Origin of the sequence: Xanthomonas vasicola pv. musacearum NCPPB 4379, from assembly GCF_000277895.2 — a bacterium.
Classification (GTDB): domain Bacteria; phylum Pseudomonadota; class Gammaproteobacteria; order Xanthomonadales; family Xanthomonadaceae; genus Xanthomonas; species Xanthomonas vasicola.
Window position 1 is genome coordinate 3,609,219 of sequence record NZ_CP034655.1, and the last position, 26,750, is coordinate 3,635,968.

General features: G+C 64.0%; 20 protein-coding genes. 12 read left to right on the plus strand and 8 right to left on the minus strand.

The genetic code is table 11. The features are described from left to right. Positions 1-486: 486 nt before the first annotated feature. Positions 487-1,239, plus strand: coding sequence for a glutamine amidotransferase (locus KWO_RS16700; protein ID WP_010377926.1), 753 nt, complete (start codon positions 487-489; stop codon positions 1,237-1,239). Positions 1,240-1,298: 59 nt separating this feature from the next. Continuing rightward, complete coding sequence (locus KWO_RS16705; RefSeq protein WP_010377923.1) at positions 1,299-2,198, plus strand: BPSS1780 family membrane protein; 900 nt, start codon at positions 1,299-1,301, stop codon at positions 2,196-2,198. A gap of 152 nt (positions 2,199-2,350) precedes the next feature. Here the strand turns inward: KWO_RS16705 and tatC are convergent, their stop codons facing one another. The 4 genes from tatC to KWO_RS16725 all read right to left on the minus strand — a co-directional run bounded on the left by tatC (position 2,351) and on the right by KWO_RS16725 (position 4,951). Continuing rightward, a complete protein-coding gene (gene tatC / locus KWO_RS16710) occupies positions 2,351-3,106 on the minus strand; it encodes a twin-arginine translocase subunit TatC (RefSeq protein WP_010377921.1) in 756 nt (251 codons plus the stop codon). Further along, entirely contained in the window at positions 3,103-3,729 is a 627-nt protein-coding gene (gene tatB / locus KWO_RS16715; protein ID WP_010377919.1) for a Sec-independent protein translocase protein TatB, read from the minus strand. The genes tatC and tatB overlap by 4 nt, the downstream gene beginning before the upstream one ends. 15 nt (positions 3,730-3,744) lie before the next feature. After that, positions 3,745-3,972 carry a Sec-independent protein translocase subunit TatA gene (gene tatA, locus KWO_RS16720; protein WP_003484969.1) on the minus strand — a complete coding sequence of 76 codons (228 nt, stop codon included), beginning with the start codon at positions 3,970-3,972 and terminating at the stop codon, positions 3,745-3,747. Positions 3,973-4,045: 73 nt separating this feature from the next. Further along, positions 4,046-4,951: a lipid-binding SYLF domain-containing protein gene (locus tag KWO_RS16725; RefSeq protein WP_010377917.1), complete on the minus strand. Its 906-nt coding sequence runs from the start codon at positions 4,949-4,951 to the stop codon at positions 4,046-4,048. Positions 4,952-5,105: 154 nt separating this feature from the next. On the opposite strand from KWO_RS16725, the gene hemH reads away from it, so the two are divergent. After that, the gene (hemH, locus tag KWO_RS16730; RefSeq protein WP_026113157.1) at positions 5,106-6,071 is read left to right on the plus strand and encodes a ferrochelatase; all 966 of its coding nucleotides are present in this window, start codon (positions 5,106-5,108) and stop codon (positions 6,069-6,071) included. A 2-nt stretch (positions 6,072-6,073) separates the two neighbouring features. Next, positions 6,074-6,934, plus strand: coding sequence for an alpha/beta fold hydrolase (locus tag KWO_RS16735; protein ID WP_010377911.1), 861 nt, complete (start codon positions 6,074-6,076; stop codon positions 6,932-6,934). 545 nt (positions 6,935-7,479) lie between these two features. On the opposite strand, the gene KWO_RS16745 is transcribed toward KWO_RS16735, so the two are convergent. From KWO_RS16745 to ttcA, 3 genes are all read right to left on the minus strand, one after another. Continuing rightward, positions 7,480-8,265, minus strand: coding sequence for a YgjP family zinc-dependent metalloprotease (locus tag KWO_RS16745; protein ID WP_010377907.1), 786 nt, complete (start codon positions 8,263-8,265; stop codon positions 7,480-7,482). 349 nt (positions 8,266-8,614) lie between these two features. Beyond that, positions 8,615-9,520 carry a recombination-associated protein RdgC gene (locus tag KWO_RS16750; RefSeq protein ID WP_010374498.1) on the minus strand — a complete coding sequence of 302 codons (906 nt, stop codon included), beginning with the start codon at positions 9,518-9,520 and terminating at the stop codon, positions 8,615-8,617. A gap of 58 nt (positions 9,521-9,578) precedes the next feature. Continuing rightward, positions 9,579-10,496, minus strand: a complete 918-nt coding sequence (ttcA, locus tag KWO_RS16755) for a tRNA 2-thiocytidine(32) synthetase TtcA (RefSeq protein WP_010377905.1) — start codon at positions 10,494-10,496, stop codon at positions 9,579-9,581. A 595-nt stretch (positions 10,497-11,091) separates the two neighbouring features. Here ttcA and xylA point away from each other — a divergent pair. Beyond that, positions 11,092-12,429, plus strand: coding sequence for a xylose isomerase (gene xylA, locus KWO_RS16765; RefSeq protein WP_010377902.1), 1,338 nt, complete (start codon positions 11,092-11,094; stop codon positions 12,427-12,429). 221 nt (positions 12,430-12,650) lie between these two features. Here xylA and KWO_RS16770 read toward each other — a convergent pair whose 3' ends face one another. Then, entirely contained in the window at positions 12,651-13,724 is a 1,074-nt protein-coding gene (locus tag KWO_RS16770) for a LacI family DNA-binding transcriptional regulator (protein WP_010377901.1), read from the minus strand. Between the two features lie 161 nt (positions 13,725-13,885). Here KWO_RS16770 and KWO_RS16775 point away from each other — a divergent pair, with 161 nt between their 5' ends. From KWO_RS16775 to KWO_RS16805, 7 genes are all read left to right on the plus strand, one after another. Then, a complete protein-coding gene (locus KWO_RS16775; protein WP_042506416.1) occupies positions 13,886-16,096 on the plus strand; it encodes an alpha-glucuronidase family glycosyl hydrolase in 2,211 nt (736 codons plus the stop codon). Continuing rightward, positions 16,093-18,057, plus strand: coding sequence for a sialate O-acetylesterase (locus KWO_RS16780; protein ID WP_026113112.1), 1,965 nt, complete (start codon positions 16,093-16,095; stop codon positions 18,055-18,057). The genes KWO_RS16775 and KWO_RS16780 overlap by 4 nt, the downstream gene beginning before the upstream one ends. 11 nt (positions 18,058-18,068) lie before the next feature. Next, positions 18,069-19,328, plus strand: coding sequence for a D-mannonate dehydratase ManD (manD, locus tag KWO_RS16785; protein WP_010377889.1), 1,260 nt, complete (start codon positions 18,069-18,071; stop codon positions 19,326-19,328). A gap of 23 nt (positions 19,329-19,351) precedes the next feature. Continuing rightward, positions 19,352-21,010 carry a glycoside hydrolase family 43 protein gene (locus KWO_RS16790; RefSeq protein ID WP_026113113.1) on the plus strand — a complete coding sequence of 553 codons (1,659 nt, stop codon included), beginning with the start codon at positions 19,352-19,354 and terminating at the stop codon, positions 21,008-21,010. Between the two features lie 2 nt (positions 21,011-21,012). Continuing rightward, the gene (locus tag KWO_RS16795; RefSeq protein ID WP_010377886.1) at positions 21,013-23,721 is read left to right on the plus strand and encodes a glycoside hydrolase family 3 protein; all 2,709 of its coding nucleotides are present in this window, start codon (positions 21,013-21,015) and stop codon (positions 23,719-23,721) included. Positions 23,722-23,948: 227 nt separating this feature from the next. Continuing rightward, positions 23,949-25,412, plus strand: coding sequence for a mannitol dehydrogenase family protein (locus KWO_RS16800; protein ID WP_010377882.1), 1,464 nt, complete (start codon positions 23,949-23,951; stop codon positions 25,410-25,412). Positions 25,413-25,621: 209 nt separating this feature from the next. After that, positions 25,622-26,725, plus strand: coding sequence for a type I restriction endonuclease (locus tag KWO_RS16805; RefSeq protein ID WP_010377880.1), 1,104 nt, complete (start codon positions 25,622-25,624; stop codon positions 26,723-26,725). The last annotated feature ends 25 nt before the right edge of the window (positions 26,726-26,750 follow it).

Genomic DNA, 26,750 nt, shown 5'->3' on the forward strand with positions numbered 1-26,750 from the left:
GGTGGCATGAGTTTTCATGCCCGAAATTTAGTCAATCTGCCCGCGAGCGACGTGTTCAATACGAAGCGCCGACGACGTGTGCGACGCCCACCCCAAGTTGCGCCAATGGCCCCAACACATGGCATGGATTGAACGCATGGGATGCAGCACGCCGGCACGGCGACGTGCTCCGCAGCCTCCAAGCACAGTGTTCTGATGGTTATGCACGATTCGATGTTTTTCCACGCCAATCCCGCCGAACCTTGCCTCGACCTGACCACAGCGACGGCATAAAGGCCCTGTCGGTCCAGTCGTTCGTTTGTCTGCCGATATCCAGGAAATGCAACCGTCGACGACCACCGCTACCATCCTCCGCATCTGGCTGCGAGGGAATCAGGACATGTCATTCGGCAATGACCCGCAGCGCGCTTCTTGGAGTGCCGCTTGAAAAAAACCCGCCACTGCCGCCTACAATCGGGGGCATCTGTCGTGTCCGGGTCTTCGCGCATGTCTGTTTTGCCGTTCCTGATCATCGAAACCGGGCACCCCGTGCCGGAGATGAAGCGATACGGCCGTTTCCAGCACTGGATCCGCGTGGCGGCCGGGCTGGCCGAGCAGGAAACCGTGGCCATCGACGTCGCCAATGGCGACGCGCTGCCCGACCCGGCCGACTTTGCCGGCATCATCGTCAGCGGTTCGGCTGCCTTCGTGACCGACCGCGCCGACTGGAGCGAACGCAGTGCCGAATGGCTGCGTCATGCCGCACATCAGGGCATGCCGTTGCTGGGCATCTGCTACGGACACCAGTTGCTGGCGCACGCGCTTGGCGGCGAGGTCGACTACAACCCGGCTGGGCGCGAATCCGGCACCATCGCGCTGGAACTGCATCCACCAGCCGAGCAAGATCCTTTATTTGCAGGCCTTCCGCCGCAGTTTCCGGCCCATGCCACCCATTTGCAGACGGTCGTCCGCGCCCCCGATGGGGCCGTCGTGCTGGCGCACTCGCGGCAGGACCGCTGCCATGCGTTCCGCTGGGGCCGGGCCACCTGGGGCGTGCAGTTCCATCCGGAATTCGCCACCCACCACATGCGCGGCTATGTGCAGGCGCGTGCCGACTGCATCGCCCGCCATGGACGTTGCGCCCGCACGGTCGCCCGCGAGGTCACCGCCGCCCCCATCGCCCGCAAGCTGCTGCGCCGTTTCGTGCATCACGCACGCGGCCTGCAAACAGTGAACGCTCGTCCCGCCGCGCACACGTAAAAGCAGCGATAATTGCGCGACGCCGGATGGTCCGGCGCGCGTATCGATCCGGAATGGGAATGAGCGAAATTCGTAAGGTGCCGGCATCTGCCGGCGCAGAGTGGCTGTTGACCGGTTTCTCGCTGTTGAAGCGGGCGCCGCTGGCGCTTGGCTCGCTAGGGGTGATCTGGAGCGTGGCCGCCTCGCTGGTGGTGTCGCTGTCGGTGCTGGTGCCACTGCTGGGCCCGGCCCTGCAGTTCCTGCTGGTGCTGGCCGGCCCGCTGTTCATGGGCGGCCTGCTGTGGGCGATCCGCGAAGTGGACGAAGGCCGCATCGCCAAACCGTCGCATCTGCTGCACGGCATGCAGGACGGCCGCGCGCCGCATCTGCTGGTGTCGCTGCTGCCGCAGCTGATCGCCGGCCTGCTGCTGGGCGTGCTGCTACTGGCGATGATCGGTGCCAGTGGGCTGCAGCAGTTGTCCGAAGTCATGGTCAAGATCAACCAGATCAGCCAGTCCGGCGCGCAGCCGGATCCGGTGCAGATCGAGCAACTGGCGGCCAGCCTGCCGGCCGGGCGCATCCTGCTGTGGCTGCTGCTGACCATCGCCACCTTCGCCGCGATGACGCTGGCGCTGTTCGTGATGCCGCCGCAGGTCATGTTCAACCGCAGCACCGGCGGTCACGCGCTGCGCGAAAGCCTGCGCGCCAGCCTGCACAACCTGCCGGCGATGCTGGTGTTCTTCGTGCTGGCCTTCATCGCCATCTTCGCGATCTATTTTGGTGTGATGATCGTCGCGCTGATCGTCGGCCTGGTCGCCGGCCAGACCGTGGCGATGTGGCTGGCCCAGCTGCTGCTGATGGCCGTGCTCATGCCAGTGTTCGCCGGCTCGGTGTACGCGGCATGGAAGCAGATGTTCGGTCACGAAGGCGCAATCGCCCAGCCAGCCCCGCCTTCGCGGCCTGATGTGTTTGTCGCCTGAATCACGCACTGGCATTGCTGAGGCGTAGCAAAAAAGCCGCTCGTAAGAGCGGCTTTTTTTATGTTCCTTTCGGGTAGATGCTGGTGCAGTCACCCTCGGCACAATCGCGCATACGGCATCGATCGCAGGCACGAAGAACGCGCGCTCATCGCTTAACTAGCAGCGTTGGACGCCGCATCCTTCGGTGCCACAGCACGCGAGGCCATGATGCCCAGCTCGTAGAGTAGGCACATCGGGATGGCGAGCATCAGCTGAGAGACCACGTCTGGCGGGGTGAGCACCGCGGCCAGGATGAAGATGCCGACGATGGCGTAGCCGCGGCCTTCGCTGAGCTGTTTGGGCGTGACCCAGCCCAGCAGCACCAGGATCACCAGCGCCACCGGCAGCTCGAAGCTGGCACCGAAGGCGAAGAAGATCGCCAGGACGAAATCCAGGTACGAATTGGCGTCCGGGGTAATGGCAATCACGTCCGGCTTGAACGTGGTCAGGAAGTGGAACACCGCTGGCAACACCAGGAAATACGCGAACGCGCAACCGAGGTAGAAAAGCGCCACTGCAGAAGCCAGCAGCGGAAATGCCAGTTTCTTTTCGCGCTGGTACAACCCCGGCGCCACAAATGCCCAGGCCTGGTACAGCAGCCACGGCACGCTGAAGAACACTGCCACGAAGAAGGTGAGTTTGAGCGGGGCGAAGAACGCGCCGGCTGGGTTCATCGCGATCATTGTCTGCCCCAGCGGCAGCTGCGAAATCAGCGGTGCGGCCAGCCATGAGTAGATCGCCCGCGAGAACGGCAGCAAGGCCAGCAGCACCACGCCCAGACCGATCAGCGCGCGCACCAGGCGGGCGCGTAATTCGACCAGATGCTCGATCAGACTGCTTTCGGCCTGTGCGTCGTCGAACAGGCTCACGGCTGTTTCTCCTGGATCTTGGTGGGCTCGCCGGGGGGCGGCGCGACCGACGTGCCCGCATCGACTGGCGCGACGGTCACCGGCGCAGGGGCGCTGGTGAGATGCGCGGCGTGCGGCGCCGGCACGATAGTGTCGTGCGGAGCCGGAACCAGGATTTGATGCGGCGCTGGCGCGATGGGTTGGGCTTGCGCAATGACCGGCGCGGTGTGTGCAGCGCCAGCCGCATCCGCTGCACCTGCTGCTGCATCGACATGAGCACCGGCAGACACGTCTGCATGCGCCAGCTCCAGCGGCGTTGCCACCGGCGTGGCGCTGCTGCGGATGTCGATATCGCGGCTGACGTCCTCATGCAGCGCGCGGGCGCCCTGCTCGACTTGCTGCTGCTTGTTGCGCAACTGATCTTCGGCCTCGCGCAGCGAGGCCTGCACATCCTGCAGGCTGCGCTTGAGCTCTTCGGCCTCGAGTTCGCGTTCGAGTTCCTGCTTGACCGAATCCCATTGCATGCGCGCACGGCGCACCCACAATCCGGCGAATCGGGCAGCCTTGGGCAAACGCTCGGGGCCGAGCACCACCAGAGCGACGACCGCAATCAGCGTCAGTTCGCCAACACCTATGTCAAACACCGACGCCGCTCCGGATCAGCGCGCGTCGCGGTCGCGTTCGGCCTGCGCCTCACGCGCCTGCTCGGCAGTGCGGGAGTCGTCGCCGAGCTTGCCGGCCGGCTTGTCGTCGTCGTGCATGCCTTTCTTGAATTCCTTGACCGCGCTGCCGAGATCCTTGGCACCGCTGGTGAGCCGCTTGGTACCGAACACCAGCAACACGATCACCAGCACGATCAGCCAGTGCCAAATGCTGAAACCGCCCATGATCTGCTCGCTTGCTGAAAAAGAAGGAAGACGCAGGATACCCCAGCGCACCCCGCAGGGGGATGACAGTGCTTTAGCGGTTACCGTCTAGTGATTCGGTGCGGATTTCGCCCTCCGACACCGGCTGGAAACCTTGCTGGGCAGGCGGGGTAGCGCTGGGCTGCATCGGCACGGTGCTGGCTTCGTTGGCCGGCGGCACAGTGGTCGGTTGCTGCGCCTGCGCCGGTGGCGGGGTCTGTGGACGGGCTGCCGGTGGCGCGCCATCGGCAGCGGCATCGGTGCCGCGATTGGCGCGTGCGGTGTAGGTGGCCTCTTCCAGACGGTCGCGGAAGGCGATCACATCGGTGGACGGGCGCTCGTTGGTGCGCCCTTCGAAGATCATGCGCGGGGTAGCGCCGCCGCCGTAGGCGTTGAGATCGGCGGCATCGTCGATCTGCAGGACCGCACCGTCCAGCGAAACGCCGGCGAACAGGCCACGGGCACGCGACCACGACCAGATTTCGGCCTTGAGCTGGCCATCGGTGGCCGCGGCAGCGTTGCGGCCGACCGGACCTGCGGCCACGCCGGCGTCGGCGCCGAGAGTGAATTTGCCGTTGACGATGTTGTCCAAGCTGCGGTCGTTGCGGAACACCAGCACCACGTCGGACGACTGCACGCCGGCCTGGAAGCCGATGCTGCCGCCGGTGAGCTTGACGAACACCGGCTGCGACCAGCTGCCGTCGGGGTTCTTCATCGACATCAGACCGTGGCCGCGACGGCCGCCGATCACCAGGCCGGCCTTGAGCGTGTCGGGAATGACCACGATGGCGCGCGCTTCGTCGAGCAATTTGTCTGGAATTGCCTGCTCGGGGATCTTCATGATCTCGGTAAGCACCCGCACCGCATTACGTGCGCGCTGGTCTTCTTCCGGGCCGGCGACGGCATGGCCGGCGACCAACGTCAGCGACAACAACAGGGCCAGGCGCGACAAACGAGGCATGACAAGCTCCAAGGGATATTCCGTTAAAGATAGCAATGCCGCGACGTTAGTGCCGGCGCAATGAATCGGTGGTGAGCGCAACCGGCAGTGGAAGACACGGCCGATCGCAGCGATCGTTGCGCTGTCCTCGGCAGGGATGCCAGGCTCTGCCAGAATGGTACGCATGAACACGACACCCGATACCGCCCTGCTGGTCGTCAACCTCGGCACCCCCGAATCGCCGACCGCCCCGGCCGTGCGCCGCTACCTGGCCGAGTTCCTCAGCGACCGCCGCGTGGTCGCAATTCCGCCGCTGTTCTGGAAGCCGCTGCTGTACGGGGTGATCCTGCCGATCCGCGGCCCCAAGTCGGCCGAAAAATACGCCAAGGTGTGGTTGCCGGATGGCTCGCCGCTGGCCGTCTACACGCGCCGCCTGGCCGAGGGCCTGAAAGCGGTGATGCCCGACTGGCATGTGGAATGGGCCATGCGCTACGGCGAGCCGGCGGTGCGCAAGACGCTGGACGGGCTGCGCGCACGCGGCATCAAGCGTATCGTGGTGTTGCCGCTGTATCCGCAGTATTCCACCACCACCACCGCCTCGATCCAGGACGTGGTGGATGCCTGGCGCCCGAGCGCGCCGGAGATCGCCGTGGAGGTGATCCAGGACTATTGCGAGGACGCCGGCTGGGTGGCGGCGATCGCCGAGTCGATCCGCGCGCATTGGCAGGTGCATGGGCGCAGCGAGAAGCTGATGTTCTCCTTCCACGGCCTGCCGCAGCGCGTGGCCAATGCCGGCGACCCGTATCCGCAGCAGTGCGAACGCAGCGCGCAGGCGATTGTGGCAGCGCTGGGGCTGGGCGCGGACGAGTGGCAGATGGGCTACCAGTCGCGCTTCGGCGCCGAACGCTGGCTGCAGCCATACGCCGAACCCACACTGTGGGCGCTGGCTGAAGGCGGTGTGCGCAGCTTCGATCTGGTCTGCCCGGGCTTTGCCACCGATTGCCTGGAAACGCTGGAAGAAGTGGCGCTGGGCTTTGCCGAAACGCTGGCCGAACGTGGTGCCACGCTGAGCTATATCCCGTGCCTCAATGCCAGCGATGCGCACGCGCACGCACTGGCCGACGTGGCGCGCCGCGCGTGAGGTTGGAGCCGTTTGCGTGCGAGGTGGCCGTTGGCCGGGTCACCGGATTGCGCAACCCGGAGCGTGGCCCCCGCCGCGTGCTGGCCTTGCATGGCTGGCTGGATAACGCAGCCAGCTTCGTGCCGCTGAGCACGCATCTGCACGCGCAGGAGTTGGATCTGGTGCTGCTGGATCTGCCCGGCCATGGCCACAGCACGTGGCTGCCGGTGGGCGCCGAATACACGCTCAGCAGCGCAATCGCCATTTTGTTGCAGGTTGCCGATGCACTGGGCTGGGAGCGCTTCACCTTGCTCGGCCACTCGCTGGGCGGCGGCGTTGCCAGCCTGCTGGCCGCGGCCGCACCCGAGCGCGTGGAAGCGTTGATCGCCATCGAAGCGCTGGGCGCACTGGCCGAGCCGGTGGAAAGCACCGCCACACGTCTGCGCGATGCAGTGGCATCGGCGCGCACGCTGGCAGAGCGGCCGCTGCGGGTGTTTCCGTCGATGGAGATGCCGGTGCGCGCGCGCATGATGGCCAATCAGCTCACCGAACCGGCTGCACGGCTGCTGGTCGAACGTGGCGTGCGCGTAGTGGAAGGCGGTTACAGCTGGTGCAGCGACCCGCGCCTGACCCTGCCGGCCGCCATCCGCATGACCGAGGCGCAGATCGACGTGCTGCTGGCCTCGATTACCTGCCCCACCCAGGCCATCTTCGCCACGCCCGCACAGCCGTATTTTCCGGCTGCCTTGCGCGACCACCGCGTGGCGATGATGCGCGATGCGCGCCTGCACCTGCTGCCGGGCACGCATCATGTGCATATGGAAGCGCCGGAAACGGTGGCGACGGTGATCAATGCGTTTTTGGATGCGTTGACGCCCGCGTGATGTGGCCAGGCGTCGCACACAGGTGAACTAGACCCATGGCAGATGCCGCCCGTGTCGTCAGCGCAGTTGAATCCTTCGATTCGTGGCAGGCGCCGTGGACATTTATCCAAGTGGTGCGTGCAGCTCCCCACTTGGACGCAGACGATCGCGTGCTGTTGGAACAGGCATGGACGGTTGCGTGTCACGCAGACCACTGGATGTCGGGACGCACGCTGGAGGCAGGCGCTGCGGCCGCCGAAAGCGCCCTGTCAAAACGCTTTGCCTGGCTGTCACCGCTGGCTTGCCGACAATTTGCCAGGGCGGCGTCTTACGCGTGGCGCTAGCCATCGCGTCGCCTTATGCCCGGCACTTGCATCGAGGGTGAAGCTCAAACCGTTGCGACTGGGCAGTGGCCGCGTCTGACCTCCAAGCACCCCGCGCGGTAGCAGTCATTGCCAATGACGCCTCGCCATCAGGTGGTGGCCGCGTTGATCACCCATTGCCGCACTCAAGCGTGTGCCCCTGTCAGTAAATACCGCGACTAAACGACGCGCGACGCGCCTGCGTTATTCGGCGTGCAGCAGGCGGCGCAGCTGCGCCTTGAGCTGACGGCCGTGTTCGTGGAAGTAGCTGCGCTCGTCGCGCCAGGCGGGAAAGCGTTGTTCCACTTCGGCCCAGAAGGCTGCCGAGTGGTTGGCTTGCACCAGGTGGCAGAGCTCGTGCACCAGCACGTACTCGAACGCAGAAGAACGGCCGAGCACCAACGCCAGATCCAGCGCCATCGAGCCGTCCGGTGCGAGCGAGCCCCACTGCGAAGACATCACCTTCAGGCGCAGCCGTGCTGGTGCGCGCGGCAGACCGGGCAGATAGTTCGGCAGCCAGCGGCCGACATCGGCGCGCGCCTGCGCTTCGTAGAATTCCTTCAGGGTGCGGCGTAGGCCGGCATCGCCCAAGCGGGTGGGCACATAAAACTGCGCGCCGTCATCGGTGATGTCGATGCGTGCATAGCGCCCTTCGTGCCAGCTCAAGGGCAGCAATGCACCGCGCAATGACAGTTGTCCGGGTACGCCGCGCTTGAGCGCAGGAAATGCATCGACTTGCTGATACCGCGACAGCTGCGTGCTCAACCAATCCAGATGCGCATGCAGAAAGCGTTCGCCGGAAATCAGGCTTGCGCGCAACGGCAAGGTCAGCCGCGCGCCGCGTTCATCGACACTGAGTTTGATGCGCCGTGCACGCGGGTCGCGCACGCGTAGCACCGCGATCTCGCGGCCTTCCAGTTGCACGCGCACGCAGTCGCGTTCGACAACCTGCGGGGGCGGCGCAATCAGGCGGCGGACGGGCTTGAACATGCGCACAGGATACCGCTGCGATGTGTCAGGCGGTGAGACCGAATGATTGCTGCATTCGCTGACTGCGGGACCGTGATCGGTATCCTCGCTAGGAGAGATTGGACAACCGATGGATCAGTTGTAGGGCAGCTGATCTACGACTTTGCTGCCGGGCCCTCGTCCGCCACCGTCGCAGGAGACATCGTACGCATGTCCTTCAGTAAAGCAGCCGGCCGACGCTCTGGCGTGGTCTCCTCAGCGCTTGCGGGTTCACACTTGTCCCGCAGGCGGTGAGGGCATCGCGCCCTCGACCGCGCGTTGGATCTCGCCTTGGATCACGCCAGAGACGCGGCCACAGGTCCAAGCCTGGTTACTCTGCCTTGCTCAACTTCAACGCAGTTTCCAGCAACAGGAACAACCGGCGGATTTCCGCGCTCATCAGCGTAAAGCGTGCATCGAGTTCGGCGCGCGCGCCGTCGTCTTCGCTGTGTTCGAGCTGATCCAGGGCGCCGTCGAGGAACTTGAGCTTGCGGATCACCAGATCATCGCCGAGCACGAACGACAGATTGTCATCCAGCACCAGCGCCAGCTTGGTGACCTGCTTGCCGGCTTCCAGATGCTTGTCGATCTCGTCGCCGCGCAGTTCCTGGTGCTGGCACTTGACCACCGCGCCGCCTTCGATGGGGTCTTTCATCTCGCACTCTTCGCCCAGGCTCAGGCCTTCGGGCAAGGGCTCGCCGGCGATCCAGCCGGTAAGGATGGCGCGCGGGGCGACTTCGGCATTCAGCGGCAGCGCCGGGAAGCTGCCGAGCGCGCCGCGGATCTCGCTCATCACGTTCTCGCCGCTCTTGCGGCTGGAGCTGTTGACCGCGATATAGCCGTGCTGCAAATCCAGGATGGCGTCGGTGCGCGAGCTTTTGACGAAGGCGCGCGGCAGCAGCTCATGGATCAGGTCGTCCTTGAGACGTTTGCGTGCCTTGCCTCCGGGGCGGCGGCCTTCCTTTTCTTCGATCTCGGCGACTTTGCGCTCGAGCAGATCGTTGACCACTGCGCCGGGCAGGATCTTGTCCTCACCACCGACGGTGAGCCACAGAAAATCTTCCAGACGGTGCGAGAGCACTTCCTGCTCGTCGCGGCCGAACGGCGAAATGAAACCGCGCGAACTCATTTCCAACGGGCCGACCGGCTTGAGCTGCACTTGCGGCAGCAGCGTGTCGATCTCGGAGAAATCCAGGGTGGTGGGAAAGCGGAACAAGGTGAGGTTGCGAAAGAACATGCGTTGGACCGAATGAAGAAAAACGTGGAGGGTTGAAGACTGCCGGCAGCCGGCCGCGTCAGTCGCTATCGTGGGCGGCGTCGCTGGCCGACAGCCACGCGCTGGAATCAGGCGCAGGACCGGGTGGTGCTGCGCCGCTGCGGCCCAGCGCCAGGAAATCGAACAGCATGCGGTCGGCCAGTTGTTCGGGGCGTACGTCGCCCAAGGCGCGCGCGATCTGCTCCACGCGCCCGGGCTGCTCGCGGTCCCATTGCTGCAGCATCTTGCCGACCTGCTGGCGCTGCAAATTTTCCTGGCTGCCGCACAAGTTGCACGGAATGATCGGGAACTGCCGCGCCTGCGCGTACGCGGCGATGTCGGCTTCGCGCACGTAGGCCAGCGGGCGGATCACCACATGCGCACCGTCGTCGCTGCGCAGCTTGGGCGCCATCGCCGCCAGCCGCGCGTGGTGAAACAGGTTCATGAAGAAGGTGGCCACGATGTCGTCGCGGTGATGGCCGAGTGTGATCTTGGTCACTCCATGCGTCTGCGCGTAGGCATACAACGCGCCACGCCGCAGCCGCGAGCACAACGAACACATCGTCTTGCCGGCCGGAATCAGCCGGCTGACCACCGAATAGGTGTCCTGCTCGACGATGTCGAACGGCACCCCCAGCCCGCGCAGGTAGGCCGGCAGCACATGCGCGGGAAAGTCGGGCTGCTTCTGGTCCAGGTTCACCGCCACTAACGTGAACGGCACCGGCGCCTTGCGCTGCAACTGCAGCAGCATGTCCAGCAAGGTGTAGCTGTCCTTGCCGCCGGACAGGCAGACCATGATCTTGTCGCCGGGCGCGATCATGCTGAAGTCGGCAATCGCCTGGCCCACCTGGCGCTGGAGGCGTTTGCCCAGGCGCAGCTGTGCACGCTGCAGCCGCTGGCGCGGGTCGCGCGGCTCGGGGTCGGCCAGGGGTTGCGGCAGCGGCAGGACAGCGGTCATAAGCCGGCCATTGTAGCTGGCGGGGGCTGGTAGGCGACCGTGTGGGCTACGTGCGAGGCAGTGGGTTGCCAGCTGTCTTCTGACTGCGTTTACGTTGACGCAGAAGACGGCGCTGGCGGCCGCGGCGGGGCCGGCCAATGCAGACCTGTTTGCTGCGAGCACTGCGCTGCGGTCGTCGCCGGGTAATGACTTTGTCGGATGCTCGGTTTTCGTCGGCGATGCTTGCAGTGCGGACGCGTGCGGTGCTTGCACGCCCCTCTTTCGGCCAATGTGGCCTTTGCCAGGGCTACAGCACAGTTCGCATCTCGCAGCGCAGCAAGCCTTTCGGCCGCCGGCTCGGTACAGTCACTGGGTCGCTTCACCTGGGATCGGCATGGCCTCTTCAGCTTCGCTACGACGCGCGGCTTTTTTCAGGGGGAATTGTGGTAGCGCTAACATTTTTCTGGCTGGATGCGAATGACGGTCGTGCGGATGCATCGGTTGCGTGTTCTGACGCATTGCGCAACCGGCACGTGGCGATGGTCTGCGCGCTGATGCCGCTATCCCGGCGTGACGCTGGTCACCTCTTCCCTCCCCTGCTGCAGGAGTTCACCCCATGAGCAACACCGTCTACATCGGCGCGAAAGAATATTTCCCCGGCATCGGCAAGATCGGTTTCGAAGGCCGCGATTCGGACAACCCGCTCGCCTTCAAGGTCTACGACGCCACCAAGAAGATCGGCGACAAGACCATGGCCGAGCACCTGCGCTTTGCCGTGGCGTACTGGCACAGCTTCTGCGGCAATGGCGCCGATCCGTTTGGCCCGGGTACGCGTGCGTATCCGTGGGATGTGGGCAATACCGCATTGAACCGCGCTGAAGCCAAGGCCGATGCCGCGTTCGAGTTCTTCACCAAGCTCGGCGTGCCGTATTACTGCTTCCACGACATCGACCTGTCGCCGGATGCCGATGACATCGGCGAATACGAGAGCAACCTCAAGCATATGGTGGGCATTGCCAAGCAGCGCCAGGCCGACACCGGCATCAAGCTGTTGTGGGGTACGGCCAACCTGTTCTCGCATCCGCGCTACATGAATGGTGCTTCGACCAACCCGGACTTCAACGTCGTCGCGCGTGCGGCGGTACAGGTCAAGGCCGCAATCGATGCCACGGTGGAGCTGGGCGGCGAAAACTACGTGTTCTGGGGCGGCCGCGAAGGCTATGCCTGCCTGCACAACACGCAGATGAAGCGCGAGCAGGACAACATGGCGCGCTTCCTCACCCTGGCGCGCGACTACGGCCGCAGCATCGGCTTCACCGGCAATTTCCTGATCGAGCCAAAACCCATGGAGCCGATGAAGCATCAGTACGATTTTGATAGCGCTACCGTCATTGGCTTCCTGCGTCAGCACGGCCTGGATCAGGACTTCAAACTCAATATCGAAGCCAACCACGCTACCTTGTCCGGCCATAGCTTCGAGCACGACCTGCAGGTGGCGTCCGATGCCGGCCTGCTCGGCAGCATCGATGCCAACCGCGGTAACCCGCAGAACGGCTGGGATACCGACCAGTTCCCGACCGATCTGTACGACACCGTCGGTGCGATGCTGGTAGTACTGCGTCAGGGTGGTCTGGCACCGGGTGGTTTGAATTTCGACGCCAAGGTGCGTCGCGAGTCGTCCGACCCACAGGATCTGTTCCTGGCGCACATCGGCGGCATGGATGCGTTCGCACGCGGGCTGGAAGTAGCCAATGCGCTGCTGACCTCTTCGCCGCTGGAACACTGGCGCGCCGAGCGTTACGCCAGCTTCGACAGCGGCGCAGGCGCCGACTTTGCCGCTGGCAAGATCACGCTGGCCGACCTGGCCAAGCATGCCACCGGCAATGTGCCCAAGCAGATCAGCGGCCGCCAGGAAGCGTACGAAAACCTGATCAATCAGTATCTGACGCGTTGATGATTGCCATAGCACGCGCTTCGTTTTTTTAACGAAGCGCGTGTGCAACGAATGCCAGCAGTGCAGCTGCGTGCCACCTACAACAGTGCCACCGTCTGCAATGGCTGACAACGTGGCGTGCGGTAAGCAGGTGAGTGAACGCATACCCGCAATCCCGGCGCGTTACATGCAGGTCTGTGACATGACCACGTCCACCTTACAGCGATGCAGTCGTCTGATCGCTATGTTGGCTCGGCCGCATCGTCAGCTGTCGGTGCGGCCACCGAATCCCGCTTGACCAGCAGGTGCGCGACCACATGATCGACCATCTTCGCCGTGCGCTCCTTGGCGCGAATCGTCTTCAGCAAGATGTCCAGCGCGGCATCGGCCATGGCGGCGATGGGCTGCTGCACGGTGGTGATTTCGGGCCACACCGCAGTGGCGGCAGAGGTGTCGTCGAAACCGACCACCGACAGATCGCGTGGCACATCCAGCCCACGCCGATGCGCGACCGAGATTGCCGCTGCGGCCATATCGTCGTTACTGGCGAAGATGGCGCTGGGGCGGCGTTTGCGCGCCAGCAGTTTTTCTGCGGCCACCAAGCCGGATTTGTAGGTGTAATCGCCCGGCTGCACCAGATGTCGATCCAGACGCAGGCCGGCGTCTTCCAATGCCGCCTGAAAACCTTCGAAGCGCCGCGTACTGGCAGACAGGTTCGGATGCCCGGCGATATAGCCGATGCGCGTATGCCCCTGTGCGATCAAGTGTTCGGTGATCTCTTTGGCGGCAGCAAATTCGTCGATGCGCACACAGGCCACATCCGGGCTGAAATGGTTGGAAGCGATCGCCACCACCGGCACCTTGGCGCGCACCAACTCCAGCACAGCGGCTCTGGATTCGCACAAGGGCGGCGGCAGGATCACACCGGCAACGCCTTTGGCGAGCTTGCGCGCGGCCTTGCGTTCGGCATCGGCGTCCAGGTCGTCCCAGCAGTCGATCACCAGCTGGATCGAGGTGCGCGAGGCAACCCGCAACACGCCCAGCAGCAATTCGCGCAAATAGGCGCCGCTGGGATCGCTGTAGATCAACGCGATGCGCGTGCTCTGCGCGGCGGCCAATGCGCTGGCAGCAAGATTGGGCGTGTACCCCAGCTTGTCGACCGCACGCATGACCCGTTCGCGGGTGGCATCGCGCACACTGCCGGTATTGTTGACCACGCGCGAGACCGTCATCGGCGACACCTTCGCCAGCGCCGCCACCTCATCGATGGTGGTCGCGCGGCTGGTGCGGCGGACCGATTTCCTGACCTTCTCCAAGCGTGGCCCCTTCAAATGCGTGCGAAAGCTGCGGGATGCACAGGCGCGGCTGCAGTTACGCAGGCGCCCAGTGCAGGGATGACGGTGCAAGCCATGGTACCGGGAAGCAGGCAGAGCGGTGATATGCGCCTGCATGCACGCGTTACGCTGGAGCATGCCGCATGAGCGGGTCTGACATAAAGCGGCATACCGCCGCTGTGTGTGTATTTCCGCCGCAGTGGTTGCTATGGCTGACGCTACTGTGCGGCGGCCTGCTGGCTACCGTCAGCGCGCGTGCGGAGGACGGCTACGATTTATGGTTGCGCTACCAACCGTTGGCCAATGCCGCGCAATTGCGTGACAGTGCCAGCCAGTTGGTGGTCGTTGGCGACTCACCCACCCTGCACGCAGCACGCGATGAGCTGGCGCGTGGCCTGCAGGGATTACTGGGAAACACGCCGCTACACGTGGACGCGGTCACGCGTGATGGCGCGATTGTGTTGGCCGCCGCCAGCGCGCCACAAATTGCTGCGTTAAAGCTCGATACGCGTCAATTGGGGCGCGAGGGCTATCTGATTCGTAGCGTCCGCTTGGATGGGCATCGCATTACCGCCATTGTCGGCGGCAGCGATATCGGTGTTTTATACGGTGCATTTCACCTGTTGCGTCTGCTACAGACCGGGCAATCGCTCGCAGCATTGGATGTGCGCCAATCGCCACGCCTGCAACTGCGCATGCTCAATCATTGGGACAATCTCGATGGGCTGGTGGAACGTGGCTATGCTGGTGCATCGCTGTGGAACTGGCAGACGCTGCCCGGCTATCTGGATCCGCGCTACACCGACTACGCACGTGCGAATGCGTCGCTGGGCATCAATGGAACCGTACTCAACAACGTCAATGCCAAGGCGTGGAGCCTGACGCCGCAATATCTGGATAAAGCCGCGGCACTGGCGCAGGTGTTTCGCCCCTATGGCATTCGTGTGTTTCTCAGTGCGCGCTTCAGTGCACCGATCGAAATCGGCGGTCTGAAAACTGCCGACCCGCTGGACCCGCAGGTGCAGCGCTGGTGGCGCGACACAGCCGACGCCATCTATGCGCGCATCCCGGATTTTGGCGGGTTTCTGGTCAAGGCCAATTCCGAAGGCCAACCCGGCCCGCAGGACTATGGACGCAGCCACGCCGACGGCGCGAACCTGCTGGCCGACGCACTAGCGCCGCACGGCGGGGTGGTGATGTGGCGCGCGTTCGTCTATTCGCATGAGCAGCCGGACGACCGCGCCAAGCAGGCGTATAGAGAGTTCGTGCCGCTGGACGGCGCCTTTCGCGACAATGTGATTGTGCAGGTAAAAAACGGCGCCATCGACTTCCAGCCGCGCGAGCCGTTTCATCCATTGTTCGGTGCGATGCGCAAGACGCCGTTGATGCCGGAGTTCCAGATCACCAAGGAATATCTTGGCTTCTCCACGCATCTGGCCTATCTGGGCACGCTGTTTTCCGAAACCCTGCAGGCCGACACCTATGCGCGCGGCAAGGGCTCGACTGTCGCAAAGACGGTGGATGGCAGCCTGTTCGCCGACGCCAAGCGCACACGGCTGACTGGCATTGCCGGCGTGGCCAATATCGGCGCCGATCGCAACTGGAGCGGCTCGATCTTCGATCAGGCCAACTGGTATGCGTACGGGCGGCTGGCGTGGGACCCGCAACTGTCGCCGCAGGCCATTGCGCAGGAATGGGCACGCATGACGTTCTCCAACGATCCGGCCGTGGTCGAGCCGGTGGTCGGCATGATGCTGCGGTCGCGCGAGGCAGTAGTGGACTACATGACCCCGCTCGGCCTGCATCATCTGATGGGGCGCGGCCACCATTACGGCCCGGCGCCGTGGGATGCCGGGAGCGAACGCCCGGATTGGGACCCGGTGTATTACCACCGTGCCGACCGCAACGGGATTGGCTTCGACCGCAGCGCCAGCGGCAGCAATGCCGTTGCGCAATATGCGCCACCGGTGGCGCGCCTGTTCGGCGACGTGCAGCGCGTGCCCGAGCCTTTGCTGCTGTGGTTCCATCATGTGCCGTGGGATCACCGCATGGCCTCTGGCAGGCCGCTGTGGGATGAGCTGGTGTGGCATTACGACCACGGCGTGAGTGAGGTGGCTGCGATGCGCACGACCTGGCAGGGCCTGGCCGGCAAGGTCGATGCACAGCGCTACCAGCAGGTGGCCGCTTTCTTGGCGATCCAGCAGCGTGAGGCGCAGTGGTGGCGCGATGCCAGCATCGCTTATTTTCAACGTGTGTCCGGTCGCCCGCTGCCTGCAGGCGTCAGCCCGCCGACGCATCCGCTGGCGTATTACCAGGCACTGACATTTCCATATGCACCGGGGAATCCGAAGTGAGCGCATGTCGCATAAAGCTATTGATCGGGACGTTATCGGCGTTGCTGCTGCCGCAGCTTGCCAGCGCTGCGGATGCACGGCTGCTGCATCCTGTGTTCCAGGACCATGCGGTGCTGCAACGTGATGCGCCGATTCACCTGTGGGGCGATGCGGCGCCAGGCGCGCGTGTCACCGTGCAATTGGACACTGCGCAGGTGCAGGCGCGCGCAGACCGGCAAGGCCACTGGGAGACACGCTTGCCCGCGCATGCCGCCGGCGGCCCGTACCGCCTGAAGGCCAGCGCTGCCAACGGTGTGGTGCAGCAGATCGATGATGTGCTGATCGGCGATGTCTGGCTCTGTTCGGGGCAATCGAACATGGAACTGCAGGTGTATCGCTCGCTGGATTCGCGCAGCGAGATTGCCGATGCCGAGCATCCCACCATCCGCATGTTCAAGGTGCCTGCGCAATCCAGCCCGACACCCCAACGCGGTTTCGGTGGCGCTGCAAGCTGGCAGCGCACCACGCCGGAGACGGTGAAAGACTTTTCGGCCGCGTGTTACTACTTCGCGCGTGAGCTGCAAAAGAGCGTCGATGTGCCGATGGGTTTGATCAACGCCTCGTGGGGCGGTTCGCAACTGCAGGCCTGGATCGGCGACAAGGCGCTGCGTGCAGCCGGCGACGATGGCCCCGCACTGGATGTGCTGGCGCGTTACGCAACCGATCCGGTTGCGGCCGCACCGCGGTGGGCCGCGCTGTGGGAAACCTGGTGGCATGCGCATGGCGAAGGCGAGCCGTGGCAGCCGGATGCGCCCGGCGACTGGCAGAACGCGCCGCCGGCAATGGGCGCGTGGGACGACTGGGGCGTGCCGCAATTGGTCGGCTTCAACGGCATGGTCTGGTACCGCACCAGCGTCGAACTGACCCAGGCACAGGCCGCACAAGACGCCACGTTGCTACTCGGGCCGGTGGACGAACTGGACCAGACTTGGGTCGACGGCCGTGGCGTGGGCAGCAGCTACGGTGCTGATCAGCCGCGTCGCTACGCGCTACCACGTGGACGGCTGCATGCCGGGCGCAACAGCATCGTGCTTAATGTGCTCAACACGTATCGGCGCGGCGGTTTGCTGGGCGATGCGCAATCGCGCGCGCTGCAGTTTGCCGATGGCAGCACGCTGGCGCTGGACGCGCCCTGGCAATACCGCATCGTGCCGCAGGCGCTGGGCACGCCACCGCGTGCGCCGTGGTCGTCGGCTGCCGGGCTGACCACCTTGTACAACGGCATGATCGCGCCGCTGGGGCAGCTGGGCCTGCGCGGCGTGCTGTGGTACCAGGGCGAATCCAATACCGGCGATGCGGCGCACTACCCCGCGTTGCTGAGCGCATGGCAGCGCGACTGGCGGCAGCGCTTCGGCGCGGAGCTTCCATTGCTGCTGGTGCAGCTGGCCAATTACGGTGCACCGCCCACCCAACCGAGCGAAAGCGGTTGGGCGCAATTGCGCGAGGCGCAGCGGCGCTTCGTTGCCAACGATGCACACGCAGGGTTGGCGGTAGCGATCGATATCGGCGACCGCTACGACATCCACCCGGCCAACAAGCAGGAGCTGGGTCGGCGCCTGGCGCGTGCAGCGCGGCATGTAGTGTATGGCGACGCGATTGCCGCCTCCGGGCCGGTGCCGCGCAGCGCTCACCGCGACGGCGCAAGCGTGCGCATCGGCTTCGACGACGTCGACACCACGCTGCTGAGTTACGGCAACGACGCGCCGATCGGCTTCGAGCTCTGCGGCGATGCTGCCGGCAGCTGCCGCTATACCAGTGCAACGCTGTCCGCGCGCGAAATCCGCCTGCGCATTCCTGCCGACGTGCAGGCCACGCGGGTGCGCTACTGCTGGGCCGACAGCCCCGTGTGCACCCTGTACGACCGCAGCGGCCTGCCGGCCGGCCCGTTCGAACTTCCCATCACCGCCACTTCTTCACCCTGAGCGAAATCACGATGTCACAGACTTCCGACTCCCCTGCACCGCTGCAAGGTTCTGCCCGCGATCGCGAGATCGTCGAGGCACGCGTCATCGTCACCTGCCCGGGGCGCAATTTCGTCACCTTGAAGATCCGCACGCGCTCGGGCATCACCGGCGTGGGCGATGCCACGCTCAATGGGCGCGAACTGGCGGTGGCCGCGTACCTGCAGGAACACTTGGTGCCGAATCTGATCGGCCGCGATGCGGGACGCATCGAAGACATCTGGCAGTTTTTCTACCGCGGCGCGTACTGGCGGCGCGGGCCGGTGACGATGAGCGCAATTGCCGCGGTGGATGTGGCGTTGTGGGACATCCTGGGCAAGATGGCCGGCATGCCGCTGTACCAGTTGCTTGGCGGACGCTCACGCGAGGGCGCACTGGTGTACGGGCATGCCAACGGGCGCGATATCGCCGAAACCAGTGAAGAAGTGGGCCGCTTCCGCGAGATGGGCTTTATCGCCATCCGCGCGCAATGCGGCGTGCCCGGCATCAAGAAGACCTACGGCATTTCTGTCGGTGGCAAGCCGTACGAACCGGCGGAAAGCGAGCTGCCCACCGAAACCGTGTGGTCCACACCGCGCTATCTCGGCGTGGTGCCCAAACTATTTGAGCAATTGCGCAGCGATCACGGCGATGCGATCGAGCTGCTGCACGACGCCCATCATCGACTCACGCCGATCGAAGCCGCGCGCCTGGGCCGTGATCTGGAGCCATACCGGTTGTTCTGGCTGGAAGACGCCACCCCGGCAGAAAACCAGCGCGCATTCGACATCATTCGCCAGCACACCGTGACGCCGCTGGCGGTGGGTGAAGTATTCAATTCGATCTGGGACTGCAAGCATCTGATAGAGCAGCAACTGATCGATTACATCCGCACCACGATTGTCCACGCCGGCGGTATCACCCACGTGCGCCGGCTGGCCGATTTTGCAGCGCTGCATCAGGTGCGTACCGGCTTCCACGGGGCAACCGATCTCTCGCCGGTGTGCATGGGCGCGGCATTGCACTTCGACACCTGGGTACCCAATTTCGGCATCCAGGAATACATGTTCCATTCCGACGAAGCCAATGCGGTGTTCCCGCATGACTACGTGTTCCGCGATGGCCGCCTGCACTGCGGCGAGACGCCCGGGCATGGCGTGGACATCGACGAAGCGCTTGCAGCGAAGTATCCGTATGTGCCCAAGCAGTTGCCGATCGCCCGACTGGAAGACGGCGCGATGTGGGACTGGTGATGCGCGCGCTTTCCACGATGTGTGTGGCGCTGCTGATGGCCTTGGCGGCGCCTGCGCAGGCGTCTGCCGATGTCGCCTTCGATTGGTTCGACTACCGCGGCGACGATGCGGTGTTCGCCACGCCGCTGCCAGCCGGCCACTACCGTAATCCGGTGCTGGCCGGGTTCTATCCCGATCCCAGCGTTACGCGTGTGGGCGAGCGCTATTACCTGGTCAATTCGACGTTTACGTACTTCCCGGCGATTCCGGTGTTCGAGAGCACCGACCTTGTGCACTGGACGCAGATCGGCAATGTGGTCGAACGCCGCGAGCAACTCGATTACGACGGGTTGCGCATGTCACGCGGCATGTACGCCGCCAGCATCCGCCATCACGACGGACGCTTTTACGTGGTGGGCACCTCGGTCGACAGCGGCGGCAATTTCATCGCCAGTGCCAGCAATCCGGCAGGTCCGTGGTCGGCACTGACGTGGTTGCCCAGCATCGATGGCATCGACCCGTCATTGTTCTTCGACACCGATGGCAGCGCCTACCTGCTCAACAACGGCCCGCCGGAAGGCACGCCGTTGTACGACGGGCACCGCGCGATCTGGATGCAGCGCTTCGACATGGCCACCAACCAGCCGGTCGGCCCGCGCAAGGTGTTGCTCAACGGTGGCGTGGATCTGGCCAGCAAGCCGATCTGGATCGAAGGCCCACATCTGTATCAACGCGATGGCTGGTACTACCTCTCGTGCGCCGAGGGCGGCACCGGGCCACAGCATTCGCAAGTCGTGTTGCGTAGCCGCACCGTGTGGGGGCCGTATGCGCCCGCGCCGGGCAATCCCATCCTGACCCAACGCGATCTGCCGGCCGAGCGCGCACACCCGATCAGCAATGCCGGCCACGTGGATCTGGTGGACACACCCGATGGGCAATGGTGGGCGGTGTTTCTCGCAAGCCGCCCGTATAGCGGCGATCGCTACAACACCGGGCGCGAAACGTTTTTGCTGCCGGTGCAATGGCGCGATGGCTGGCCATCGATCTTGCCGGCGGGGCAGCCAATCCCCTACGTCGCCAAGGCACCCGCTGGCATGAAGGCAAGTGCTGCGCAGTCGCCATCGTCGGGTAACTTCATCTGGCATGACGACTTCGACCAAGCCACGCTGCAGCGCGAGTGGCTGACCGTGCGCGTGCCAAAGCGCGACGTGGCCGATCTGCGCACGCGTGCAGGCTGGTTGACGCTGCATGCAGACGCGCAGGGGCTGGACAGCACCCGCACGCCGGCGTTCCTCGCACGCCGCCAGCAACATATGCGTTTCACCATCAGCACCGCGCTGGAAGTGCCGACGCAGCCTGGCGTGCGTGCGGGGTTGGCCGCATTTCAGAATTCCAATGCGTGGTACGCGCTCGGCGCCCGCCGCGATGGCGACGCGGTGCAGGTATTTCTGGAAAAGCGCGATGGCACAACCACCACCACGCTGGCGCAGACCCGCATCCCGGCAACGGCACAGCTGCGGCTGCAGATCAGCGGCGATGGCAGCGCGTACAGCTTCGCCTTCGATGCCGACGGCCGCGGCTGGCAATCGCTACGCCGCAACGACGACGCCAGCTTTCTCAGCACCGAACAGGCCGGCGGTTTCGTCGGCAGCATGATCGGGCCGTTCGCCCAATCGCACCCCGACCGCTCCTCACAGGACTGACCATGCCTTCGCATCCGCCCGCCCCGTTTCGTTCGCTCACACATGGCGTCCTGCTCGCGCTGGCATGTGCCGCAAGCGCTGCCCATGCCGCGACACCGCCGCCGTACCTGGACACCCAACGCAGTTTCGAACAACGCGCCGCCGATCTGGTCTCGCGTATGACGCTGGAAGAAAAGGCAGCGCAGATGCAGAACGCCGCGCCGGCGATTCCGCGTTTGGGGGTGGCTGCCTACGATTGGTGGAACGAGGCGCTGCATGGCGTGGCGCGCGCAGGCGGCGCAACGGTATTCCCGCAGGCAATCGGCATGGCCGCTACGTTCGACCTGCCGCTGATGCACGAGGTCGCCACCGCCATCAGCGATGAGGCGCGTGCCAAGCATCATCAGTTCCTGCGCCAGAATCAGCACGAGCGCTATCAAGGGCTGACCTTCTGGTCGCCGAACATCAATATCTTCCGCGATCCGCGCTGGGGCCGCGGTCAGGAAACCTACGGAGAGGATCCCTTCCTCACCGCACGCATGGGCGTGACCTTCGTGCGGGGCCTGCAAGGCGAAGGCGGCGACGCACCGAAGAACGCGCAGGGCGAGAGCTACCGCAAGCTCGACGCCACCGCCAAGCATTTCGCCGTGCACAGCGGCCCGGAAGCCGATCGCCACCACTTCGATGCGCGCCCCTCACAACGCGATCTTTACGAGACCTACCTGCCCGCGTTCGAAGCGCTGGTCAAGGACGGCAAGGTAGACGCAGTGATGGGCGCCTATAACCGCGTGTATGGCGAGTCGGCCAGCGCCAGCAAATTCCTGCTGCAGGACGTACTGCGCCAGCAATGGGGCTTCAAGGGCTACGTGGTGTCCGACTGCTGGGCGATCGTGGATATCTGGAAGCACCACAAGATTGTCGCCACCCGCGAACAAGCCGCCGCGCTGGCGGTCAAGCACGGCACCGAGCTGGAATGCGGCGAGGAATACTCAACCCTGCCGGCGGCTGTGCATCAAGGCCTCATCGAAGAGGCACAGATCGACACGTCCCTGCAGACCTTGATGACCGCGCGTATGCGCCTGGGCATGTTCGATCCGCCGGGGCAGTTGCCTTGGTCGAAAATTCCCGCCTCGGTCAACCAATCGCCGGCGCATGATGCGCTGGCGCGACGCACTGCGCGCGAATCGCTGGTGCTGCTGAAGAACGATGGCCTGCTGCCGTTGTCGCGGACCAAGCTCAAACGCATCGCGGTGATCGGCCCCACCGCCGACGACACCATGGCGCTGCTCGGCAATTACTACGGCACGCCGGCCGCACCAGTGACCGTGCTGCAAGGCATCCGGGCCGCGGCGCCGAATGCGCAGGTGCTGTACGCGCGCGGCGCCGATCTGGTCGAAGGGCGCGACGACCCCGCCGCCACGCCACTGATTGAACCGCAATACCTGCGGCCATCGGCCAACTCGCCCGAGCGCGGTTTGCGTGGCGAGTACTTTCGCAATCGTGAGTTGTCCGGCAAGCCGGCCTTGGTGCGCGTGGATGCGCAGATCGGCTTCAAGTGGGACCGCGGCTCGCCGACCGACAACCTGCTGGCGCGCGGCGAAGCCGGTCCGAGCGAGGCAGTGCCGGCAGACAATTTCAGCATCCGCTGGAGCGGCCAGCTGGTCCCACCGACCACCGGCAACTACCACCTGGAAGCGGCCGCCGATGACGGTGTGCGCCTGTACCTGGATGGCAAGCCGGTGATCGATCGCTGGAGTACCAGCGACCGCCTGCACGCCGACGGCGTCGATGTGCAGCTACAAGCTGGCCGCACTTACGACCTGCGATTGGAATACTTTGAGGGCGAACGTGATGCCGCAGTACGCCTGGCCTGGCGCCAACCTGGCGCCAAGCCACCGTTGCAAGAAGCGCTGGACGTCGCGCGCAGCGCCGAGGTGGTGGTCTTCGTCGGTGGCCTGACCGGCGATGTCGAAGGCGAAGAGATGAAGGTGAACTACCCCGGCTTTGCCGGCGGCGATCGCACCGACCTGCGCTTGCCCAAGCCACAGCGCGAACTGCTCGAAGCCCTGCAGGCCACCGGCAAGCCGGTGGTGGCGGTGCTGACCGCCGGCTCGGCGCTGGCCATCGATTGGGCGCAGCAACACGTGCCCGCCATCCTACTGGCCTGGTATCCAGGTCAGCGCGGCGGTACCGCGGTGGCCGACACGCTGTTCGGCGATGCCAATCCTGGCGGCCGGCTACCGGTGACGTTCTACAAGGAAAGCGAAGCCCTGCCGGCGTTCGACGACTACGCCATGCATGGCCGCACCTACCGCTATTTCGGCGGCACACCGCTGTATCCGTTCGGCCATGGCTTGTCGTACACGCAGTTCGCGTATTCCGATCTGCGCCTTGACCGCAACACGGTGGCGGCCGATGGTTCGTTCACGGCCACTGTCACAGTGAAGAACACCGGCCAACGCGCAGGCGATGAGGTGGCGCAGCTGTATCTGCATCCGCTCACGCCACAACGCGAACGCGCAGGCAAAGAGTTGCGTGGCTTTCAACGCGTCGCACTGCACCCGGGCGAACAACGCGAGCTGCGCTTCCCCATCAACGCAAAGGAGGCGCTGCGCATCTACGATGAACAGCGCAAGACCTACACGGTGGACCCGGGCGCCTATGAAGTGCAGATCGGCGCCTCTAGCGCAGATATCCGCGCCAAACAGCGCTTCACCGTGACTGACAAGTAGCAGCCATCGACACGCTCGCCATGCGGCCATGGGCGAAAAATTCCTTCGGCCGCGGCTGCCCTAAAGCCTCTTTTTCCCTTTGGAGCGAAGAGGCACCGCTCACGCGCGCCTTGCACGCGTGCCTTGGAGCGCCCGCGTCGCAAGCGCGGGCCCGGGCGCGCAGCGGGCTTGGGACGCGGCGACGCTGACCGAGAGACCTTGCGGCACATCCTTCGAATTGAACACTTATGGCCATCACACGACTCTCCATCACGACCCTCGCGCAGCTACCGAGCGCCGTCCTCACCCCTAACTACACTCCCGAACATACCCGCATCGGCATCGTGCATCTCGGCGCGGGCGCCTTCCACCGCGCACATCAGGCCGTCTACATCGACGACCTGCTTGCCGAAGACCCCAGCTGGGCGATCTGCGCCGTCTCGCTGCATCGCCCGCAGGTGCGCGATGCCTTACGTCCGCAGGATGGCCTGTATACCCTCGCCCTGCTCGACGAACAGCCGCAACTGCATGTCATCGGTGCGATTCGCGAAGTACTCTGCGCCGCCGACGAACAGGCTGCCGTGCTCGCGCGGCTTGCCGACCCTGGGGTGCGCCTGGTCACGCTCACCGTCACCGAGAAAGGCTATTGCCTGGCCGGGGACGCCCTTGACCTCACGCATCCCGACATCGCGCAGGACATCGCCACCCCCGCAAGCCCGCGCAGTGCCATCGGCTACCTCGTTGCCGGGCTGCAACAGCGCATGCACAACGGCACCGCGCCGTTCACCGTGCTCAGCTGCGACAACCTGACCGACAACGGCACGCTGCTAAAGCGCGCCGTTGTGCGGCTTGCAGAACAGACAGCCCCCGCGCTCGCGGAGTGGATCACGCAGCACGTGGTCTTTCCGCGCTCGATGGTCGACAGCATCACGCCCGCCACCGATGACGCGCTGCGGACGCATGTGCAAGATCAGCTCGGTGTGCACGATGCCTGGCCGATTCAGCGCGAGCGCTACAGCCAGTGGGTGATCGAAGATCGCTTCTGCAACGGCCGCCCTGCATTCGAACGTGTGGGCGTCACCTTGAGCCAAGACATCGCCGGCTACGCACGCGCCAAGCTGCGCCTGCTCAACGCACCGCACTCTGCGCTGGCGTATCTCGGCAGCCTGCTGCAGCTGGAGACGGTGGCCGACGCCATGCGTCACCCAGAGCTTGCCGGGTTCGTCCAAACGCTGATGCGTACGGAAATCGCCCCCACCCTGCAACCGATGGAAGGCTTTGATGCGCAACGTTACAGTGCTGCCATCCTTACCCGTTTTCGCAATCCCGCCATCCGCCACCTGCTCGCCCAAATCGCCTGGGACGGCTCGCAAAAAATTCCGGTGCGACTGCTCGGCACGATCGGCGACGCCCTCGCTGCCGGCCAACCGATCCAGCGCTTATGCCTGGCGGTTGCCGCGTGGCTGCACTTCATCCGCAGGCAAGCACATGACAGCGTGCCGCTGGTCGACCCGTTGAGTGATCAGTTGAGTCAGATTGGGCACGACGCCAAAGGCTCCGCCAAAGATGACATCGCAGCGTTTCTCGCCGTCGATGCCGTATTTTTCCAGCTTTCTGGCGATGTCCGCTTTTTAGAAGCACTCCATGCCGCCTACGACACTTTGAATACAGGCAGCCCAGCGGACGTGCAGCATGCGCTCGTGGCTAACTAGTCTCGCAGGGCTAAATCACTCCTTCTTGGATGCAAATTTCGCTCTACTTAATTGAAAGTAGCGGGTCTTCCAACGGTGGGGCTAATCATGAAATCTGGGCGTTTGGCAACCGAGCTGATCCGCAACCACAAATAAAAATCAAATGATCAGCAATTTAAGTCCGCTCTCTGTGGTAAAAATTGCTCAACAGGGCAAAGGAGCAAAAAACGATGGACTTCATCGATCAGCTGCGCGTACTGGCAACGCGCATTAGTACGACGCGTGCACTAATTCAGACCGAAGAAGCCACCAAAAATGCGATGGTGATGCCTCTGATCCAGATTCTTGGATACAACGTCTTTGACCCGCTTGAGGTCACGCCTGAAATCGTCGCGGACGTGGGAACCAAAAAAGGCGAGAAAGTCGACTACGCCATACTACGCGACGGTAAGCCCATCATTCTCTTCGAATGCAAGAAAGCGGGTGCTGAGCTGAGCATCAATCATGCTGGACAGCTGTTTCGCTACTTCCATGTCACCGCCGCACGCTTCGGCGTTCTCACTAACGGCTTGGTCTACCGATTTTTCACTGATCTGGAACAGCCAAACAAGATGGATGAAAAGCCTTTCTTCGAGTTCAATGTATTGGACTTCAAGGAACGGGATGTCGACGAGCTGAAAAAGTTTGCGAAGTCTGCATTCGACCTGGACACAATCCTAACGACCGCGAACGAGCTGAAGTACACGCGCGCCATTCAGACACGACTCGCAGAGTGGATGCACCAGCCTACCGAGGACTTCGTCAAACTTGTTTCTGCAGATCTTGTAGGGAATCGACGTTTTACACCTGCGATACGCGATCAATTCACATCGATAACGCGCCGGGCCTTCGATCAGCTGATCAGCGAACGAATCAATGAGCGGCTCAAAGGCGCAATGGCGCCTGAGGCAATTTCAATCAATGATCCCGCACCGGTTGTCGTTGCCGATACGCCCACCTCCACGACGGCACCATTAGCAGTTGACCCTCTAATCGTTACGACTCCGGAAGAAATTGAAGGCTTCCATATCGTTCGAGCCATCGTGCGCGAGATTATTCCTGGCAAACGTGTTTTCATGAGAGACGCTCAGAGCTACTGCGCTGTGCTACTCGACGATAACAACAGAAAGCCGATTTGCAGACTTCGCTTCAACAACCTTCAGAAGCTTCGACTGGGCATTTTCAATCAATACAAAGAAGAGGAGCAACTCGACCTTAGCTCTATCGACGAAATCTACAGCTTTGCAGACAGGATTAAGGCCACTGTAACTTCCTACCTACCTCAGGAAGCCTGACCACGAGTGAGTGGGGCTTGGTTGA

Bases quoted from the DNA above. Each gene is read 5' to 3' on its own strand.
- KWO_RS16795 (WP_010377886.1), top strand. From the start codon at position 21,013: ATGCCTTCGCATCCGCCCGCCCCGTTTCGTTCGCTCACACATGGCGTC.
- ttcA (WP_010377905.1), bottom strand. From the start codon at position 10,496: ATGACCGCTGTCCTGCCGCTGCCGCAACCCCTGGCCGACCCCGAGCCG.
- hemH (WP_026113157.1), top strand. From the start codon at position 5,106: ATGGTACGCATGAACACGACACCCGATACCGCCCTGCTGGTCGTCAAC.
- tatA (WP_003484969.1), bottom strand. From the start codon at position 3,972: ATGGGCGGTTTCAGCATTTGGCACTGGCTGATCGTGCTGGTGATCGTG.
- KWO_RS16775 (WP_042506416.1), top strand. From the start codon at position 13,886: ATGAGCGGGTCTGACATAAAGCGGCATACCGCCGCTGTGTGTGTATTT.
- KWO_RS16745 (WP_010377907.1), bottom strand. From the start codon at position 8,265: ATGTTCAAGCCCGTCCGCCGCCTGATTGCGCCGCCCCCGCAGGTTGTC.
- KWO_RS16700 (WP_010377926.1), top strand. From the start codon at position 487: ATGTCTGTTTTGCCGTTCCTGATCATCGAAACCGGGCACCCCGTGCCG.
- KWO_RS16750 (WP_010374498.1), bottom strand. From the start codon at position 9,520: ATGTTCTTTCGCAACCTCACCTTGTTCCGCTTTCCCACCACCCTGGAT.
- xylA (WP_010377902.1), top strand. From the start codon at position 11,092: ATGAGCAACACCGTCTACATCGGCGCGAAAGAATATTTCCCCGGCATC.
- KWO_RS16800 (WP_010377882.1), top strand. From the start codon at position 23,949: ATGGCCATCACACGACTCTCCATCACGACCCTCGCGCAGCTACCGAGC.
- KWO_RS16805 (WP_010377880.1), top strand. From the start codon at position 25,622: ATGGACTTCATCGATCAGCTGCGCGTACTGGCAACGCGCATTAGTACG.
- manD (WP_010377889.1), top strand. From the start codon at position 18,069: ATGTCACAGACTTCCGACTCCCCTGCACCGCTGCAAGGTTCTGCCCGC.
- KWO_RS16705 (WP_010377923.1), top strand. From the start codon at position 1,299: ATGAGCGAAATTCGTAAGGTGCCGGCATCTGCCGGCGCAGAGTGGCTG.
- KWO_RS16725 (WP_010377917.1), bottom strand. From the start codon at position 4,951: ATGCCTCGTTTGTCGCGCCTGGCCCTGTTGTTGTCGCTGACGTTGGTC.